This is a genomic window from Hydrogenophaga soli, from assembly GCF_054777695.1.
In genome coordinates, this window is sequence record NZ_BAAHAK010000012.1 from 39,404 (window position 1) to 55,168 (window position 15,765).

15 protein-coding genes and 1 pseudogene are annotated in these 15,765 nt (G+C 67.1%); 9 read left to right on the forward strand and 7 right to left on the reverse strand.

What is annotated here, in order from left to right; genetic code table 11:
* The first annotated feature begins 57 nt into the window (after nucleotides 1-57).
* Together ACYVB7_RS18120 and corA are read left to right on the forward strand one after the other, a co-directional pair.
* Nucleotides 58-1,638: a M48 family metalloprotease gene (locus ACYVB7_RS18120; RefSeq protein WP_460510066.1), complete on the forward strand. Its 1,581-nt coding sequence runs from the start codon at nucleotides 58-60 to the stop codon at nucleotides 1,636-1,638.
* 183 nt (nucleotides 1,639-1,821) lie between these two features.
* The gene (gene corA / locus ACYVB7_RS18125) at nucleotides 1,822-2,811 is read left to right on the forward strand and encodes a magnesium and cobalt transport protein CorA (RefSeq protein ID WP_460510068.1); all 990 of its coding nucleotides are present in this window, start codon (nucleotides 1,822-1,824) and stop codon (nucleotides 2,809-2,811) included.
* Nucleotides 2,812-2,863: 52 nt separating this feature from the next.
* Here the strand turns inward: corA and ACYVB7_RS18130 are convergent, their stop codons facing one another.
* The 5 genes from ACYVB7_RS18130 to ACYVB7_RS18150 form a co-directional block, all read right to left on the reverse strand.
* The gene (locus ACYVB7_RS18130; RefSeq protein ID WP_460510070.1) at nucleotides 2,864-3,640 is read right to left on the reverse strand and encodes a 5'-methylthioadenosine/S-adenosylhomocysteine nucleosidase; all 777 of its coding nucleotides are present in this window, start codon (nucleotides 3,638-3,640) and stop codon (nucleotides 2,864-2,866) included.
* 2 nt (nucleotides 3,641-3,642) lie between these two features.
* Nucleotides 3,643-5,328 (reverse strand): acyl-CoA synthetase family protein, encoded by a 1,686-nt coding sequence (locus ACYVB7_RS18135; protein ID WP_460510072.1) that lies wholly within the window; start codon nucleotides 5,326-5,328, stop codon nucleotides 3,643-3,645.
* Nucleotides 5,329-5,504: 176 nt separating this feature from the next.
* Complete coding sequence (gene pntB / locus ACYVB7_RS18140) at nucleotides 5,505-6,917, reverse strand: NAD(P)(+) transhydrogenase (Re/Si-specific) subunit beta (protein WP_460510074.1); 1,413 nt, start codon at nucleotides 6,915-6,917, stop codon at nucleotides 5,505-5,507.
* A gap of 29 nt (nucleotides 6,918-6,946) precedes the next feature.
* Entirely contained in the window at nucleotides 6,947-8,578 is a 1,632-nt protein-coding gene (locus ACYVB7_RS18145) for an NAD(P) transhydrogenase subunit alpha (protein ID WP_460510076.1), read from the reverse strand.
* A 56-nt stretch (nucleotides 8,579-8,634) separates the two neighbouring features.
* Complete coding sequence (locus ACYVB7_RS18150) at nucleotides 8,635-9,309, reverse strand: hypothetical protein (RefSeq protein WP_460510078.1); 675 nt, start codon at nucleotides 9,307-9,309, stop codon at nucleotides 8,635-8,637.
* 196 nt (nucleotides 9,310-9,505) lie between these two features.
* Here ACYVB7_RS18150 and ACYVB7_RS18155 point away from each other — a divergent pair, with 196 nt between their 5' ends.
* The 3 genes from ACYVB7_RS18155 to mnmA are packed head-to-tail and all read left to right on the forward strand — an operon-like array spanning nucleotide 9,506 to nucleotide 11,926.
* On the forward strand, nucleotides 9,506-9,976 hold the full coding sequence (locus tag ACYVB7_RS18155; protein WP_460510080.1) for an NUDIX hydrolase: 471 nt from the start codon (nucleotides 9,506-9,508) through the stop codon (nucleotides 9,974-9,976).
* Nucleotides 9,973-10,725, forward strand: coding sequence for a sulfite exporter TauE/SafE family protein (locus ACYVB7_RS18160; protein ID WP_460510082.1), 753 nt, complete (start codon nucleotides 9,973-9,975; stop codon nucleotides 10,723-10,725). The genes ACYVB7_RS18155 and ACYVB7_RS18160 overlap by 4 nt, the downstream gene beginning before the upstream one ends.
* A gap of 25 nt (nucleotides 10,726-10,750) precedes the next feature.
* Nucleotides 10,751-11,926 carry an MnmA/TRMU family protein gene (gene mnmA, locus ACYVB7_RS18165; protein WP_460510084.1) on the forward strand — a complete coding sequence of 392 codons (1,176 nt, stop codon included), beginning with the start codon at nucleotides 10,751-10,753 and terminating at the stop codon, nucleotides 11,924-11,926.
* Nucleotides 11,927-11,974: 48 nt separating this feature from the next.
* Here the strand turns inward: mnmA and ACYVB7_RS18170 are convergent, their stop codons facing one another.
* Complete coding sequence (locus ACYVB7_RS18170) at nucleotides 11,975-12,199, reverse strand: zf-HC2 domain-containing protein (RefSeq protein WP_460510086.1); 225 nt, start codon at nucleotides 12,197-12,199, stop codon at nucleotides 11,975-11,977.
* A gap of 24 nt (nucleotides 12,200-12,223) precedes the next feature.
* Entirely contained in the window at nucleotides 12,224-12,820 is a 597-nt protein-coding gene (locus tag ACYVB7_RS18175; protein ID WP_460510088.1) for a sigma-70 family RNA polymerase sigma factor, read from the reverse strand.
* 353 nt (nucleotides 12,821-13,173) lie between these two features.
* On the opposite strand from ACYVB7_RS18175, the gene ACYVB7_RS18180 reads away from it, so the two are divergent.
* The 4 genes and pseudogenes from ACYVB7_RS18180 to ACYVB7_RS18195 form a co-directional block, all read left to right on the forward strand.
* Nucleotides 13,174-13,470 (forward strand): BufA1 family periplasmic bufferin-type metallophore, encoded by a 297-nt coding sequence (locus ACYVB7_RS18180; protein WP_460510090.1) that lies wholly within the window; start codon nucleotides 13,174-13,176, stop codon nucleotides 13,468-13,470.
* 4 nt (nucleotides 13,471-13,474) lie between these two features.
* Entirely contained in the window at nucleotides 13,475-14,461 is a 987-nt protein-coding gene (locus ACYVB7_RS18185) for an MbnB/TglH/ChrH family RiPP precursor modification enzyme (protein WP_460510092.1), read from the forward strand.
* On the forward strand, nucleotides 14,458-15,375 hold the full coding sequence (locus tag ACYVB7_RS18190; RefSeq protein WP_460510094.1) for an HvfC/BufC family peptide modification chaperone: 918 nt from the start codon (nucleotides 14,458-14,460) through the stop codon (nucleotides 15,373-15,375). Before ACYVB7_RS18185 ends, ACYVB7_RS18190 begins: the two co-directional genes overlap by 4 nt.
* Nucleotides 15,376-15,389: 14 nt before the next feature.
* Nucleotides 15,390-15,737 (forward strand): annotated as a pseudogene (locus tag ACYVB7_RS18195) (DoxX family membrane protein); the annotation flags it as partial.
* Nucleotides 15,738-15,765: the final 28 nt, after the last annotated feature.

Here is a 15,765-nt window from a genome sequence, read left to right on the forward strand (position 1 = left end):
TCTTATCGCCACAGGCACCCACTGACCATTACGATCGGCCGCAACGTGCAGCATGTCATGAAGAACCCCACGAAATCCCTTCGCCGGACGCGGCTGATTCACGCCCTGGGGGCGCTGTCCCTGTGTTTGGCCATCCCGGCGGGAGGTGCCCCAGCGCCACGCGAATCGGCCATCGCGTTGCCCCGCCTGGGTGACAACGGTGGATTGGACATGGTGGCTGAGCGCAAGCTGGGAGACCGAATCGCCCAGCAAATCCTGCGCGACCCAGACCACTTCGAAGACCCGGCCCTCACCGACTACCTGCGCCACGTGTGGCAACCGCTGTTGCACACGGCCCAAACGCAAGGCCAACTGGACGCCGACATGGCCGACCGCTTTGCCTGGAAGCTGATGCTCATCAAGGACCGCAGCGTCAATGCATTTGCGTTGCCGGGGGGCTACCTGGGCGTCAACCTGGGGTTGATGGCCACGGTGGGCTCGACCGACGAACTGGCCTCGGTGCTGGCCCACGAGTTGTCCCACGTGGCCCAGCGTCACATTTCGCGCATGGTGGCGCAGCAGGACCGGCAAACCCCTTGGATCATCGGCGCCATGGTGCTGGGCGCCATTGCCGCCAGCAAGGCCAAGAACGTGGACGTGGCCCAGGCGGCCATGGTGGGCGGGCAAGCCGCCGCCATGCAAACCCAACTCAATTTCTCTCGCGACATGGAGCGGGAAGCCGACCGCGTGGGGTTCGGCGTGATGACCGAAGCGGGGTTTGACGGCCTGGGTTTCGTGTCCATGTTCGGCAAGCTTCAACAAGCGGCCCGACTCAGCGACGACGGATCGTTCCCTTACCTGCGCAGCCACCCGCTGTCCACCGAGCGCATTGCCGACATGGCCACCCGCCAGGCCCAACTGAGCGCCCAGCGCAGTGCTCGCCCTCCCGTGGCAACGACGCAGACCTCCCGCACATGGCATGCGCAGATGGCGGCACGGGCCCGGATCCTGACCGAGCCCGACACCCATCGGCTTCATGCCTGGGCGGACGGCCAGCCGGTGTCCGGGACCGACGTGGCGCCCGGGGTGCTGGCCTACAGCTCGGCCTTGGCGGCGTCCCGGCTCAAGAACCATGCCGCCGCGGTGAAGCGCGTGAACACCGCGCCGCAATCCGCGGATGCCGACCCGCAAGCGAGGCTGGCCTGGGTGTGCCTGGCCTTGGAAGTGGGGCAGGCCGCGGGGTGGCCCAAGGAGGCCCACTGGACGAGCTGGGCCGACGAAGCCGCCCAGTCGGGCGAGCGGTCGGGCGTGTTGTGGGGCAATGTGGCCCGGTTGGAACTGGGGCAGGCCGCACAAGCCAGCGACGCCCTCCAGTCGTGGGTGGTGGACCACCCCGACGACGCGCAGGCCTGGCAGGTCTTGTCGCGCACCTGGAATGCCCAGGGGCAGCCCATTCGTGCCATCCGTGCAGAGGCCGAAGCCCGGCTGGCGGCGCTGGATCTGGCGGGGGCGGTGGACCGGCTTCAAGCCGGGCGTGACCTGATGCGCCAACCCGGCTCGGCGGCCCGAGCCGACCACACGGACCTGTCCATCCTGGACGCCCGTTGGCGCGAGCTCAGCCAACGTTTGCGCGAAGAGCAAAAGGACGAACGGCGGTGACATAATCCCGCCACCTCAATTTTTGGAGACTGGATTGGAAAGCAGCCCTAGCGGCACGCTTTCAATCACCCGTTGAGCTGTTGCAGAGGACGGCACGGGGGTTGAAAGCGACGCCCACCCCCCTTTTTTCGGTCAACCGCCTGGCGGTGCAGACCGGCCCCTCACCTGCAACGGAGTTGAGTCATGCTCAATGTGTTCACGCTGGCCAATGGTCGGCTGTTCCAGGAAGAAATCGAATCGCTGGAAGAACTGGCCCGGTTCAAGCCCATCTGGGTGGACCTGGAAGATCCCACCCCCGAAGAACGTCGCTGGGTCAAGCAGCATTTCGGCCTGAGCATCCCCGAAGATGCCATGGACGACGACATTGAAGAATCGGCACGGTTCTTCCAGGAAGACAACGGCGAGCTGCACATCCGCTCCGACTTCCTGATCGACGACGAGGAAGACCCCCGCACCGTGCGCGTGGCCTTCATCCTGAACGAACAGAACGACGAGCTCAAGAGCCGTGGTGTGCTGTTTTCCATCCACGACGAAGACGTGCCGGTGTTTCGCCTGCTGCGCATGCGTGCACGGCGCATGCCCGGCCTGATCGACGACGCCAAGGACGTGCTGCTCAAGCTGTTTGACGCCGACGCCGAGTACAGCGCCGATACCCTGGAAGACATTTACGACGACCTAGAGCAGGTCAGCCGCAAGGTGCTGTCCGGCGACGTGACCGACGCCATGGCCAGTGAAGTGCTGGCGGCCATTGCCCGGCACGAGGACATGTCCAGCCGCATCCGCCGCAACGTGATGGACACGCGCCGCGCCGTCAGCTTCATGATGCGCACCCGGCTGCTGGGGTCGGAGCAGTTTGAGGAAGCGCGCCAGATCCTGCGCGACCTGGACTCGCTGGACGGCCACACCGCCTTCCTGTTCGACAAGATCAACTTCCTGATGGATGCCACCGTCGGTTTCATCAACATCAACCAGAACAAGATCATCAAGATCTTCTCGGTGGCCAGCGTGGCCTTGCTGCCTCCCACGCTGATTGCCAGCGTCTACGGCATGAACCTCACCATTCCCGAGGTGGAGCTGTTGGGGCGTGCGGCCTACCCCTATGTGGTGGGGCTGATGGCGGCTTCGGCGCTGGTGCCCATGCTGTACTTCCGCAAGCGCGGATGGCTGAAGTGATGCTCATGGCAAAAATCACCTCTTGCGCTTGATGCAATTGGTATTTTTGCTATTAATTTGCAAGCACTCGACTCAGCCGAGGCAGGCTGGACAACACCATGTGGGCGCTGTAGCGGCTGGCCACGTCCTGCACAAAGGTGACGAAATCGCGGTGGGCGTCGTCGTCGGCCCGGTCTGAGATGGTGCGCACCGCGGCAAACGGCACTCCGAAATCAGCACACACCTGGGCCACGGCGGCCCCTTCCATCTCCACCGCCAGGGCATCGGGCAGGGCCTGGCGCAGGGCCTGGCTTTCGGTCGAGGTGCACACAAACCGGTCGCCGCTGACCACCAGACCCTGGTGGGCGCGGGGTTGCTGCAGCCCGTGGCGGGCCATGGCGTCGGCCCCCACGTGTTGTGGCAACGCGCCCAGCACCTCGTGGGCGGCGGTCAACAGCGCATCGGCCCAGGGCGCGTGGGTGGCCCAGCGGTCAGCCGCATGCCCCGGCACCACATGGCGGGGAAACAGCGGCGAGGCATCCATGTCGTGCTGCAGCAGCGACGACGCCACCACCACGTCGCCCACGGCCACCCCATCGCCCAAGCCGCCTGCCACCCCGGTGAACACGATGCCGTCGACCCCGTAGCGTTGCAACAGCACGGTGGCGGTGGTGGCCGCGGCCACCTTGCCAATGCCCGAAACCACGGCCACCACCTCGCACCCCTGCAGGTGCCCGGGCCAGAACACCCGCCCCGCCACCGTTTCGCGGTGCTCGTCGGGCATTTGGTCCAACACCGCTTGCAGTTCCTGGGGCAAGGCGGCCATCAGGCCCAGGCGCACGGGGGGCATGTTTACTTCTTGTCGCGCAGTTCGCGGCGCAGGATCTTGCCCACCGGGGTCTTGGGCAGCTCGGTGCGGAATTCCACGATCTTGGGCTGCTTGTAGCCGGTGAGGTGGCGGCGGCAGAAGTCACGCACCTCGTCTTCGGTCAGCGAGTGGTCTTTTTTGACGATCACCAGCTTCACCGCCTCGCCGGTCTTGGCATCGGGCACACCCACCACCGCGCATTCCAGCACGCCGGGGCAGTCGGCCACCACGTCTTCCACTTCGTTGGGGTACACGTTGAAGCCGCTGACCAGCACCATGTCCTTCTTGCGGTCCACGATCTTGAAGAAGCCCTTGTCGTTCATGACCCCGATGTCGCCGGTCTTGAAGTAGCCGTCGGCGGTCATGACCTTGGCGGTTTCATCCGGGCGTTGCCAGTAACCCGCCATGACTTGCGGGCCTTTGATGGCGATTTCGCCGGGTTCGCCCAGGGGCACGTCGTTGCCATCGTCATCCAGGCAACGCAGCCAGGTGTTGGGCAGGGGCACGCCAATGGTTCCGGTGAACTCGGTGGACGTGACGGGGTTGCAGGTGGCTGACGGGCTGGTTTCCGACAGGCCATAACCCTCCACGATGGGGCAGCCCGTCTTCTCCAGCCACAGGTGGGCCACGGCGTGCTGCACGGCCATGCCACCGCCCAGTGACACACGGAGGTTTTTCCAATTCACCGTGCCAAAGTCCGGGTGGTTGGCCAGGCCGTTGAACAGGGTGTTGACCGCCGGAAAGCTGTGGAAGGTGTGTTTGCTCAGCTCTTTCAGCACGGCGGGCATGTCGCGCGGGTTGGGGATGAGGATGGTCTTGCCGCCCATGCGCAGGGTCAGCATCATGTTCACGGTGAACGCGAAGATGTGATACAGCGGCAGGGCGCACACCGAGGTGTACTGCTCCTCCTTGGGGATGTTGCCCACCACGGGGGCGTTCCAGGCTTCGGACTGCAGGGCGTTGGCAATGACGTTGCGGTTGAGCAGCACGGCCCCCTTGCTCACGCCCGTGGTGCCGCCGGTGTACTGCAGCACCGCCACGTCGTCCGGCTTGATGTCGGGCGGGGTCAGGGTGCCTTTGGTGCCCTGGGCCAGCGCCTCGTTGAAGCGGACGGCCATGGGCAGGTTGAACGGCGGCACCATCTTCTTGACCACGCGCACCACGAAGTTGACGATGCCGCCCTTCAAGGCCCCCAGCAAATCACCCATGGACGCCAGCACCACATGCTTGACCGGCGTGTTGGCCAGGCAGGCTTGCAGCGTGTGCGCAAAGTTCTCGATGATGACGATGGCTTTGGCCCCGGAGTCCTTGAGCTGGTGCTCCAGCTCGCGCGGGGTGTACAGCGGGTTGACGTTGACCACCACAAAACCGGCCCGCAGGATGGCCGCCACCGTGACCGGGTACTGCGGCACGTTGGGCATCATGATGGCGATGCGGTCGCCCTTGACCAGACCCAGACCCTGGAAATAGCTGGCCAACGCGGTGGAGAGGCTGTCCACCTGGGCGTAGGTCATGTCCTTGCCCATGAAGCTGTACGCAGGCCGATGGGCAAACTGCTTGAAGCTCACCTCCATCAGCTGGGCCAGCGACTGGTATTGCGCCACGTCGATGTCGGCAGGCACGCCGGGGGGGTACGCAGAAAGCCAGGGGCGGTTGGCGGATGCATTCATGTGCACAGTCTCCATGTTGTATTTGATTCATAAACGAACAACCGTTCGCTTATTGCGGCATTCTCAGCCATTTTGGCGTGTACTGACGCGAATCTGACAGAGGGAAAACCAAAAAAAGGGGTGTCTCCCTAAATGGCGACACCCCTGTGTTTTGGGCCCATGGGGGTGAAACGGCGTCAGGCCTTCAGGGCCCCCAGCACCTCGTCCAGCATCTTCTTGGCGTCGCCAAACAGCATGCGGTTGTTGTCCTTGTAGAACAGCGGGTTGTCCACCCCGGCGTAACCGCTGGCCATGGAGCGCTTCATCACGATGGAGGTGCGGGCCTTCCACACCTCCAGCACCGGCATTCCGGCGATGGGGCTGGTGGGGTCGTCCTGGGCGGCGGGGTTCACGATGTCGTTGGCACCGATGACCATGGCGATGTCGGCCTCGGGGAAGTCGGCGTTGATCTCGTCCATCTCCATCACGATGTCGTAAGGCACCTTGGCCTCGGCCAGCAGCACGTTCATGTGGCCGGGCATGCGGCCCGCCACCGGGTGGATGGCAAAACGCACGTTCACGCCCTTGTCGCGCAGGGTGCGGGTGATCTCGAACACCGTGTGCTGGGCCTGGGCCACGGCCATGCCGTAGCCGGGCACGATGATCACGCTCTTGGCCTCGCGCAGCATCTCGGCGGTTTCGGTGGCGCTCACCGGCACCACCTCGCCCTGGGGCGCGGCGGCTTCACCCGACTTGGCGGGTGCACCGCCGCCCGAGCCGAACCCGCCCGCGATCACGCTGATGAAGTTGCGGTTCATGGCGTTGCACATGATGTAGCTCAGGATGGCCCCGGACGAACCCACCAGCGCACCGGTGACGATCAGCAGGTCGTTGTTCAGCATGAAGCCGGTGGCCGCCGCCGCCCAGCCCGAGTAGCTGTTGAGCATGGACACCACCACCGGCATGTCGGCCCCGCCAATGGCCATGACCATGTGGATGCCGAACAGCAGCGCGATGACCGTCATCACCAGCAGGGGCAGCATGCCGCTGGCCGTGTCGTGCGCATGGATGAACTCACGCCCGAACCCGATGACCACCAGCAGCGCCGCCAGGTTGAGCCAGTGGCGACCCGGCAGCAGCAGCGGTTTGCCACCGATCTTGCCGTTGAGCTTGCCGAACGCAATGAGCGAGCCCGAGAACGTGACCGCCCCGATCAAAATGCCCACGTAAATTTCCACCTCGTGGATGACCTTCTCGGCCCCGGAAAATGGCACCGAGGTGTCCACGTAGCTGGCAAACCCCACCAGGCAGGCGGCCAGACCCACCAGGCTGTGCATCAGGGCCACCAGTTCGGGCATCTGGGTCATCTTGACCACTTTGGCGGCGTACATGCCGATGCCGCCCCCCACCACCAGCGCCATGACGATCCAGGCCACGCCCGAGGGCGTGACCCGCGGGCCGAACACGGTGGCCAGCACGGCCAGCGCCATGCCGATCATGCCGAAGAGGTTGCCCCGGCGCGAGGTTTCGGGGTTGGACAGGCCGCCCAGGCTCAGGATGAACAGGACGGCCGCCCCCAGGTAGGCCATGTTGGAAAGGCTTTGGGACATGGTTGTCTTCCTTTGTTCTTGTTGTGGGTTTATTTGCGGAACATGTCCAGCATGCGGCGGGTCACGGCAAAGCCGCCGAACATGTTGACGGCGGTGAGCACGGTGGCCGCAAACGCCAGCCAGCGGATCAGGTCATCGGGCCGCCCCGCCATGCCCGCTTCGGGCGGTGCAATCTGCACCAGCGCCCCGATGGCGATGATGCTGGAGATGGCGTTGGTCACGCTCATCAGCGGTGTGTGCAGCGCCGGGGTCACGTTCCACACCACCATGTAGCCGATGAAACATGCCAGCACAAACACCGTGAAGTGCCCCAGGAAGGCCGCAGGGGCATAGGCCCCGATGAACCAGAACGCCACCGCGGCCACCGCAAAAAGGATGGCCAGGGTCTGGGCGGGCAAGGGCCCGGTGCTGCCATGCCCGTGGCCGCCCTTTTTCTCGGCCACGGCGGCCGCGGGTTTGGGGGGTGGAGGCGGGGCTTGTTTGATGGGCGGCGCGGGCCAGGTGACCGCGCCGTCCTTGATGACCGTCAGGCCCCGGATGGCATCGTCCTCCATGTTGACCACGGCCACGCCGTTCTTGGCCTTGCACAGCTCCTCGGTCAGGCGGAACAGGTTGGTGCCGTACAGCGTGGACGACTGCCGTGCCAGGCGCGAGGCCAGGTCGGTGTAACCGATGATGGTCACGCCGTGTTTGATCACGGCCTGCCCGGGCTCGGTCAGTTCGCAGTTGCCGCCTTGTTCGGCGGCCATGTCCACGATCACGCTGCCCGGCTTCATGGTCTGCACCATCTCTGCGGTGATCAGCTTGGGCGCGGGCTTGCCCGGGATCAGCGCGGTGGTGATGATGATATCCACCTCCCGCGCTTGTTGTGCATACATGTCGCGCTGCGCTTTTTGAAAGCCCTCGCTCATCACCTTGGCGTAACCGCCACCGCCCGAGCCCTCTTCCTCGTAGTCCACCTTCACGAACTCGCCGCCCAGCGACACCACCTGGTCGGCCACTTCGGCGCGGGTGTCGTTGGCACGGACGATGGCGCCCAGGCTGGCCGCCGTGCCAATGGCCGCCAGACCGGCCACACCGGCCCCGGCAATGAACACCTTGGCCGGGGGCACCTTGCCCGCCGCGGTGATCTGGCCATTGAAGAAACGGCCAAAGGCGTTGGCGGCTTCCACCACCGCGCGGTAGCCGCTGACCCCGGCCATGGAGGTGAGCGCGTCCATCTTCTGCGCCCGGCTCAGCGTGCGGGGCAGGGCGTCAATGGCCAGCACCGTGGCCTGGGCCGCGGCCAGCTGGTTCATCAGCTCGGGGTTCTGCGCGGGCCAGATGAAGCCGATGAGTGTTTGGCCCGGGCGCACCCGCGCCACCTCGTCGGCACTGGGCGGGCGCACCTTGAACACGATGTCAGCCGTGGCCCACAGCTCGGCAGCGGTGGGCACCACCACGGCCCCTTCGGCGCGGTAGGCGTCGTCGCTGAACGAGGCGGCCTCACCCGCGCCCGACTCCACCGCCACCGAAAAGCCCAGCTTGACCAGCTTGGCCACCACCTCTGGGACGGTGGCTACCCGCTTTTCGCCGGGGAAGGTCTCCTTGGGCACCCCAATGCGCTGGGGCGTCGGGGCCGTGGGGTTCACGGAAGCGGTGTCGGGCACAGCAGGCTGCATGGTGTCTCCTCAATGAAGGGCTCGAAATCGGTGACCAGGGTGCATGGCCCCGGTCGTCAGGGCACGGGAAAAGGGAAAGGGGGGACGAGCAGGCGCCCGTCCACCAGGCCCGAAGCGGTGCGCACGGCCCGGCCCAGCTGGTGAGTCCAGGCTTCGAACGGACGCCCGGCCACCAGGAACTCGGCGTTGCTGCGGGTCTTGGGCTCCACCAGGCGCTGGTCCATCACCACGTCCAGGCGGATGTAGATGCCCGAGTCGGTGGTGTAGGTGTGGCTGGCCCAGGCGTACGGTGCCGGGGGCAGGGCCTGGTGGGCCTGGAGCACGGCGTCCGCGTCCGGGTGGTGCTTTTGCATCCACCCTTGCTGGCTGGCGTACAGCCGACCCCGCAGGCAGTCGATGCGGGTGGGGCCGGTGGCTTCCGGGTTTTCCACCTGCTCGGCCCGTGCGGGCACACAGCGGGGCGGCTGGTCCGGGGCTTGCCAGGTCTGGGCGCGGGTGGCCGTCAGCACCACGGTGGCCAGCCAACCGCCTTGGGGGTTGGGCAGGCCCATCACCTGACGCTGCGCGGGGGCCTCTGATGCGCCCGACGGCACGGTGACCGACTCCACCGGCCCCAGCGGGGTCCAGCCCGATCCGGGCAGCGCCAAACTCACATGCCCCGCCGGTTCGGCGCTGGGCGGGATGCGGGCGCAGCCCGTCATCAGGGTGGCCAAGACCAGCGCCGTGGTCATCAGCCGGAGGGGGTGAACGCGGGAGACAGTCTGAGCGGGTGCGCCTGACGGCATGAACAGTTCCTCTGAAATACGACGCCCCGAATGGGGGGCTGAAGCTGACTCGCAGCTTAACGGAAACCGATACCGTCCCCAAACGTGACCGGTGCGTCGGGTGCGACAGGTCGGCGCGGCAGCGCTCCCCATAATCGGCCCCATGAGCGAACGATGGAAACCCAGCGTCACGGTGGCCGCCGTGATCGAACGCGACGGCCGCTACCTGCTGGTCGAGGAGCACACCCCCGAAGGCTTGCGCCTCAACAACCCCGCGGGCCACCTGGAGCCCGGCGAAAGCCCCGAGCAGGGCGTGGTGCGCGAAGTGCTGGAGGAAACCGCCCACCCCTTCACCCCGCAGGCGCTGGTGGGGGTGTACCTGGCGCGGCGCGCAGACACCACCTACCTGCGCTTTGCCTACTGCGGCACCGTGGCCGACGCGGTGCCGGGCCGGGCGCTGGACCACGGCATCGTGCGCACCGTGTGGATGACGCCCGACGAAGTCCGCGCCAGCGCCCACCGCCATCGCAGCCCGCTGGTGGTGCAGTGCATGGAAGACCACCTGCGCGGCCAACGCCACCCGCTGGGGGTGGTGCACACGGCGGCGTCGGTCTGGCAAGGCGGCCACCCATGAGCCCGATGGACGGGGCCTCCTGGGCCGTGCTGGCGCTGGCGGCGCTGGGCGCGGGCACGCTCAACGCGGTGGCCGGTGGGGGCAGCTTTCTTACCTTTCCTGCCCTGGTGTGGGCCGGGGTGCCGCCCATTGCGGCCAACGCCACCAGCGCGGTGGCGGTCAGCCCGGGTTACCTGGGCAGCGTGTGGGGGTTCCGTGGCGAACTGAACGCCCTGGACCGCCGCCTGCTGCACCGCGAAGCCCTGCTGTCGGCCAGCGGCGGTGTGGTGGGGGCCTTGCTGCTGCTGGTGACCCCGGCCAAGGTGTTCTCGGGCCTGGTGCCCTGGTTGCTGCTGTTTGCCACGGTGCTGTTTGCGCTGGGCCCCGCGCTCACCCGCTGGGCCGGGGGGCACGGCTGGACGCGGGCACGGGCCCCCGGGCTGTGGCTGGTGTCGGTGTACGGCGGGTACTTCAACGGCGGCCTGGGCATTTTGCTGATGGCGCTCTACACCCTGACCGGCGAGCCGCGGGTGAACACCGCCAACGCGCTCAAAAACTTCAACTCCTTTGTGTTGTCGCTGCTGTCGGTGGCAGCGTTTGCCGTGGCCGGGGCCATCGCCTGGCCCCAGGCCCTGTGGATGATGGCCTGCGCCACGCTGGGTGGCGTGCTGGGGGCCCGGGTGGCCCGCCGCCTGCCTGCGGCCTGGGTGCGGGGGCTGGTGATGACCACGGGGCTGGCCATGTCGGTGGTGTTCTTCCTGCGGGCCTGAGTCCCGGGCGGGATAATCCCGCCCCATGACTGTCAAGCAAAAAGTGGTTGTGGGCCTCTCCGGGGGCGTGGATTCGTCGGTGAGCGCCTACCTGCTCAAGCAGCAGGGGTACGAGGTCATCGGCATCTTCATGAAGAACTGGGAAGACGACGACGACAGCGAATACTGCTCCAGCCGCCAGGACTGGCTGGACGCCGCCAGCGTGGCCGACGTGGTGGGCATCGACATCGAACACGTCAACTTCGCCGCCGAATACAAGGACCGGGTGTTTGCCGAGTTCCTGCGCGAGTACCAAGCCGGGCGCACGCCCAACCCCGACATCCTGTGCAACGCCGAAATCAAGTTCAAGGCTTTCCTGGACCACGCCATGCGCCTGGGGGCCGACAAGATCGCCACCGGCCATTACGCCCGCGTGCGCTGCGTGGGGGCCGATGGCACCCTGCTGCCCGTGGGCACCTCCCGCCTGGGCGATGGCCGGTTTGAACTGCTCAAGGGCCTGGACCCCAGCAAGGACCAGAGCTACTTTTTGCACCGCCTCACGCAGGCGCAGCTGGCGCAGACCCTGTTCCCCGTGGGTGAACTGCACAAGACCGAGGTGCGCCGCATTGCCACTGAGATTGGCCTGCCCAACGCCAAGAAGAAGGACAGCACCGGCATCTGCTTCATTGGCGAACGGCCCTTCCGCGACTTCCTCAACCGCTACATCGCCCACGCACCCGGCCCCATCAAGAACGACCGTGGCCACACCATCGGGAAACACGTGGGCCTGAGCTTCTACACCCTGGGCCAGCGCCAGGGGCTGGGCATTGGCGGGGTGAAGGAAAAGGGTGCGCAAAAAGGCGGTGGTGAACACGCCCCCTGGTTTGTGGCCCGCAAGGACGTGAAGACCAACACCTTGTGGGTGGTGCAAGGCCACGACCACCCCTGGCTGCTGAGCGAGGGCCTGACCGCCCAAGACCTGAGCTGGACCGCGGGCACCGCGCCTGCCTTCAACGCCACCGGCCCCGACGGCACCCCCGCCCGCCGCCTGTCCGCCAAGACCCGCTACCGCCAGGACGACGCGCCCTGTTGGCTGCAAGCGGGCAGCGACCCCGCCGCCATTCGCCTGCACTTTGACGAAGCCCAGTGGGCCGTCACCCCCGGGCAGTCCGCCGTGCTGTACGACGGTGAGGTGTGCCTGGGGGGCGGGGCGATTGGGTGAACTTGCAATCAAAAACGGCTGTAGCGCTTTATTGATAAGCGAAAGCAGCTACTGTTTTTGATTGTTTTCGTTCTCGTCGTCCGGCTGTTCGCTGTAGCGCCGCCAGGCCCCCATGGCCTGGCGCATGGTCAGCAGCTGCTTTTCGAAGCGGGGGCAGGCCTTGCACATCAGCAGGTGCACGCGCAGGGCGGCCCCTTCGCCCCAGCTGAGGGGGCGGTCTTCTCGGGCCACCATCAGCTCGGCGGCGCGTTTGCAGGGAATCATCAGGTCCATGGCGGGCAGTCCGGGTGGCGTTGCTCAGGCGGCCTGCTGGCGGCCCAGCCAGTTCAGTTCCAGGCAGGTGCGCAGGCGCAGGCGGGCGCGGTGCAGCAGCACGTACAGGTTGGTCGAGCTCACGCCCAGTTCCTTGCAGATGTCGTCCACCGACATCTCCAGCCACTCGCGCATCATGAAGGCGCGGCCCTGGGCGGCGGGCAGGCGGTCGGTGCACAGCTCCAGCACCTCGGCCAACTGGCGGCGGGACAGGTCCTGCTCCGGGTTGCCCCAGTCGGCGGGCAGCTCGCTGAAGTGGCCGCGGGCGTCCAGCGGCAGGTCGTCCAGCGGGTCGGCCAGGTCGTCGGGGGTGGTGCCGGGGTCGCAGGCTTCGCGGGCGTGGGCGCGCATCTGGTCCAGCACCTTGTGTTTGAGGATGCCCACCAGCCAGGTGCGCAGCTGCGCCCGTTGCTCAAAGGCCGAGGGCTTGGCCAGGGCGGCCAGCAGGGTGTCGGACACTGCGTCTTCCGCCCAGGTGGGGTTGCGCAGCTGGCGCATGGCGAACTTCAGCAGCATGGGGCGGTGCTGCTGGAGCTGATCGGCCAGGTCGCTGTGGCTGGGGTGTGGTGGGGTGTCGGGCATGGGGTGGCAGGCAAACGGTGCCGCGATTTTGGGCTGGCCGACGGGTTCGAAAAATATTTTTTTGCGGGTGTAAGAAACCGGCCCCGCCGCCCGACTCAAGAGCAACCACCGCGTGTTGCCACCTCTGGCAGCGCGGGGGTTGAACCCAGATTGTTCATTGGGGCATGGGGTGATGACGGATGGATTTCGGGAACAGTTCTGTCCTGACTGAGGAGCCCATGGCGGGTGCCATGGGCGACGAAGAAGGGCAGAAATGACCCGAAAGACACCGTCAACGCCCCATGCAGCACCGCAGGTGCGCCCAATGAGCAATCTGGGTTGATCCCTTCAACCACTCGCAGGAGATGCACCTCATGACCCCTTTGAACCTCGACAAACGCGCCCTCATCGCCCTCACCGCCGCCTCCGTGATCGGCATGGGCCTGGCCGCTGCACCCGCCCACGCCCAGGAAAAGGAAAAGGAAAAGTGCTTCGGCATTGCCAAGGCCGGGCAGAACGACTGCGCCAACATCGCCGGGACCCACTCTTGCGCAGGCCAAGCCAAGATGGACATGGACGCGGGCGACTGGAAGTTTGTGCCCAAGGGCAGTTGCAAACAGGCCGGTGGCCTGAGCATGGACGAAGCCAAGGCCAAGGCCAAAAAGGGCTGATGCCATGGCCGGGCTGGGTTGGCGTCACCCCCACTTTGCCCAGGTGCTGGCCGAACGGCCCGCCCTGGACTTTCTGGAGGTGCACAGCGAAAACTTCTTTGCCCCCGGCGGGGCCAGCGCCGAGGTGCTGCGCCAGGGCCGCGCGGCCTACCCCATCAGCCTGCACGGCGTGGGGCTGTCGTTGGGGTCGGCCGCCGGGCTGGACCCGTGGCACCTGGACCAGCTGGCCGCGCTGGTGGAGCGCACCGACCCGGTCCGCGTGAGCGACCACGCCAGCTTTGCCCGCGCCCCGTTGACCGTGACCCGCGGGGCGCCCGGAGGCCCCGCGGGTGGCGCCCAACTCATCCATGCCGCCGACCTGTTGCCCGTGCCCTGGACACACGAGGCCCTGCACGTCATGGTGGCCAACGTGCAGTGCGTGCAGGAGCGGCTGCGCCGCCCCATCGCCGTGGAGAACCTCTCGGCCTACATCCAATGGCCGCAGGGCGACTGGAGCGAGCCCGACTTCCTCACCCAACTGGCCCGCCGCAGCGGCTGCCACCTGCTGGTGGACGTGAACAACCTCATGGTCAACGCCCTCAATGCCCACGGCGCGCCCACACCGCAGGCCGTGGCAAGCGACACTGCCCTGGCCCAGCGCCTGCTGGCCGACTGCACCGCCTGGCTGGACGCGCTGGGGACTGACGTGACCGTGGCCGAAATCCACCTGGCCGGGCATGTGCACGCGGGCGCCATCGTCATCGACGACCACGGCAGCCGCGTTTGCGATGCGGTGTGGGCCGTCTACCGCCACGCCGTGCGGCGCTGGGGCCGCCACCAGCCGCTGCCCACCCTGATCGAATGGGACACCGACGTGCCCGACCTGGCGGTGCTGCTGGACGAGGTGGCCCGCGCCGACGCGCACGCCCGCCAGGCCCTGGCGGACACCGCCGCCGACATTGACCCCCAGGCCACACAAGCCGCGGCGAGTGTCCAAGGGGTGCTGGCATGAACGCGCTCACCCGGCTGGTCCCTCCCCACGGCGCAACGGGTCTGCTGGCGCAGCAGCAGGCGCTGCTGGACGCCATTTGGTCCGGCAACGTGCCCACCCGCAAAACATGCAATGCTATAAATTCAGTAGCTGCTTGCGCTTTTGATGAAAGCGCAAGAGGCCTAAAAGCCTATCAATCCAACGGCCATGCGCTGGCCGAACGCGTGCTGGTGGCCGCCCACCCGGTGGTGACCGAGGTGATCAGCGCCGACAGCATGGGCCAGCTGGCCCGGGCGCTGTGGCATGCGCACCCGCCCACCCGGGGCGACCTGGCCTGGTGGGGCGACGCGCTGCCCGCCTTCATGGCCGCCAGCCCGCAGCTGGCGTCGCTGCCCTGGTTGCCCGACCTGGCCCGGCTGGAATGGGCCCTGCACACCGCCCAAACAGCCCCTGATGTGCCCCCGCCCGCCGACGGGCTGGCCAGCCTGCAACGCCTGAGCACCGACGACCCCGCCACCCTGCACCTGGCCTGGGCTGCCGCCACCCAGGTGCTGACGCTGGACTGGGATGTGGCCGCGCTCTGGCACGCCCACACCCTCAAGGACACGGATGCCGACACCGCCATCGCCGCCGCCCCGCACACCCGCACGCAAGCCTTGCTGGCGCTGGGGCCTGATGCCGTCCACTGGGCCGCGCCCCGCACCACCCACGTGCTGCTGTGGCGGCCCGCCCTCGGCGTGCACTGCCAGTTCATTCCCCCGGACACCGCCCGCTTTGTGCAGGCCCTGCTGCACGGCAACAGCCTGCTGGCCGCCCTGGAGCAGGCCGACCCTGGTTTTGCCAGCTGGCTGCCGCAGGCCCTGCAACAGGGGCTGGTGACGGGCATCGCGGCGCTCCCTGTGGCCGATGACCCCCCACCCTTGCAAGGACATTGACCATGCCATTTCCCATGTTTTCGAGCGCCTCGGAGCCGCCCTTGCGGGCTCGGGCCCGTGTCTGGCACCGGCTGGGCCATGCCTACCGTGGATTGGCCTGGGGACTGGACCAGCTTCAGCCCCTGGCCGCGCTGGCCGCACGCCTGTTTGTGGCCCAGGTGTTCTGGCTGTCGGGGCTGACCAAGCTGCGCGACTGGTCCAGCACGCTGGAGCTGTTTGCCTACGAGTACCAGGTGCCCCTGCTGCCCCCGCCGGTGGCGGCGGTGCTGGGCACGGCGGGTGAACTGGTGTTGCCCGTGCTGCTGGTGCTGGGCCTGGGCGGACGGGTGGCGGCCTTGGGCCTGTCGGTGGTGAACGTGATGGCCGTGCTCAGCCTGCCCGACATGCCCG

Bases quoted from the DNA above. Each gene is read 5' to 3' on its own strand.
- ACYVB7_RS18120 (WP_460510066.1), top strand. From the start codon at position 58: ATGAAGAACCCCACGAAATCCCTTCGCCGGACGCGGCTGATTCACGCC.
- corA (WP_460510068.1), top strand. From the start codon at position 1,822: ATGCTCAATGTGTTCACGCTGGCCAATGGTCGGCTGTTCCAGGAAGAA.
- ACYVB7_RS18130 (WP_460510070.1), bottom strand. From the start codon at position 3,640: ATGCCCCCCGTGCGCCTGGGCCTGATGGCCGCCTTGCCCCAGGAACTG.
- ACYVB7_RS18135 (WP_460510072.1), bottom strand. From the start codon at position 5,328: ATGAATGCATCCGCCAACCGCCCCTGGCTTTCTGCGTACCCCCCCGGC.
- pntB (WP_460510074.1), bottom strand. From the start codon at position 6,917: ATGTCCCAAAGCCTTTCCAACATGGCCTACCTGGGGGCGGCCGTCCTG.
- ACYVB7_RS18145 (WP_460510076.1), bottom strand. From the start codon at position 8,578: ATGCAGCCTGCTGTGCCCGACACCGCTTCCGTGAACCCCACGGCCCCG.
- ACYVB7_RS18150 (WP_460510078.1), bottom strand. From the start codon at position 9,309: ATGACCACGGCGCTGGTCTTGGCCACCCTGATGACGGGCTGCGCCCGC.
- ACYVB7_RS18155 (WP_460510080.1), top strand. From the start codon at position 9,506: ATGAGCGAACGATGGAAACCCAGCGTCACGGTGGCCGCCGTGATCGAA.
- ACYVB7_RS18160 (WP_460510082.1), top strand. From the start codon at position 9,973: ATGAGCCCGATGGACGGGGCCTCCTGGGCCGTGCTGGCGCTGGCGGCG.
- mnmA (WP_460510084.1), top strand. From the start codon at position 10,751: ATGACTGTCAAGCAAAAAGTGGTTGTGGGCCTCTCCGGGGGCGTGGAT.
- ACYVB7_RS18170 (WP_460510086.1), bottom strand. From the start codon at position 12,199: ATGGACCTGATGATTCCCTGCAAACGCGCCGCCGAGCTGATGGTGGCC.
- ACYVB7_RS18175 (WP_460510088.1), bottom strand. From the start codon at position 12,820: ATGCCCGACACCCCACCACACCCCAGCCACAGCGACCTGGCCGATCAG.
- ACYVB7_RS18180 (WP_460510090.1), top strand. From the start codon at position 13,174: ATGACCCCTTTGAACCTCGACAAACGCGCCCTCATCGCCCTCACCGCC.
- ACYVB7_RS18185 (WP_460510092.1), top strand. From the start codon at position 13,475: ATGGCCGGGCTGGGTTGGCGTCACCCCCACTTTGCCCAGGTGCTGGCC.
- ACYVB7_RS18190 (WP_460510094.1), top strand. From the start codon at position 14,458: ATGAACGCGCTCACCCGGCTGGTCCCTCCCCACGGCGCAACGGGTCTG.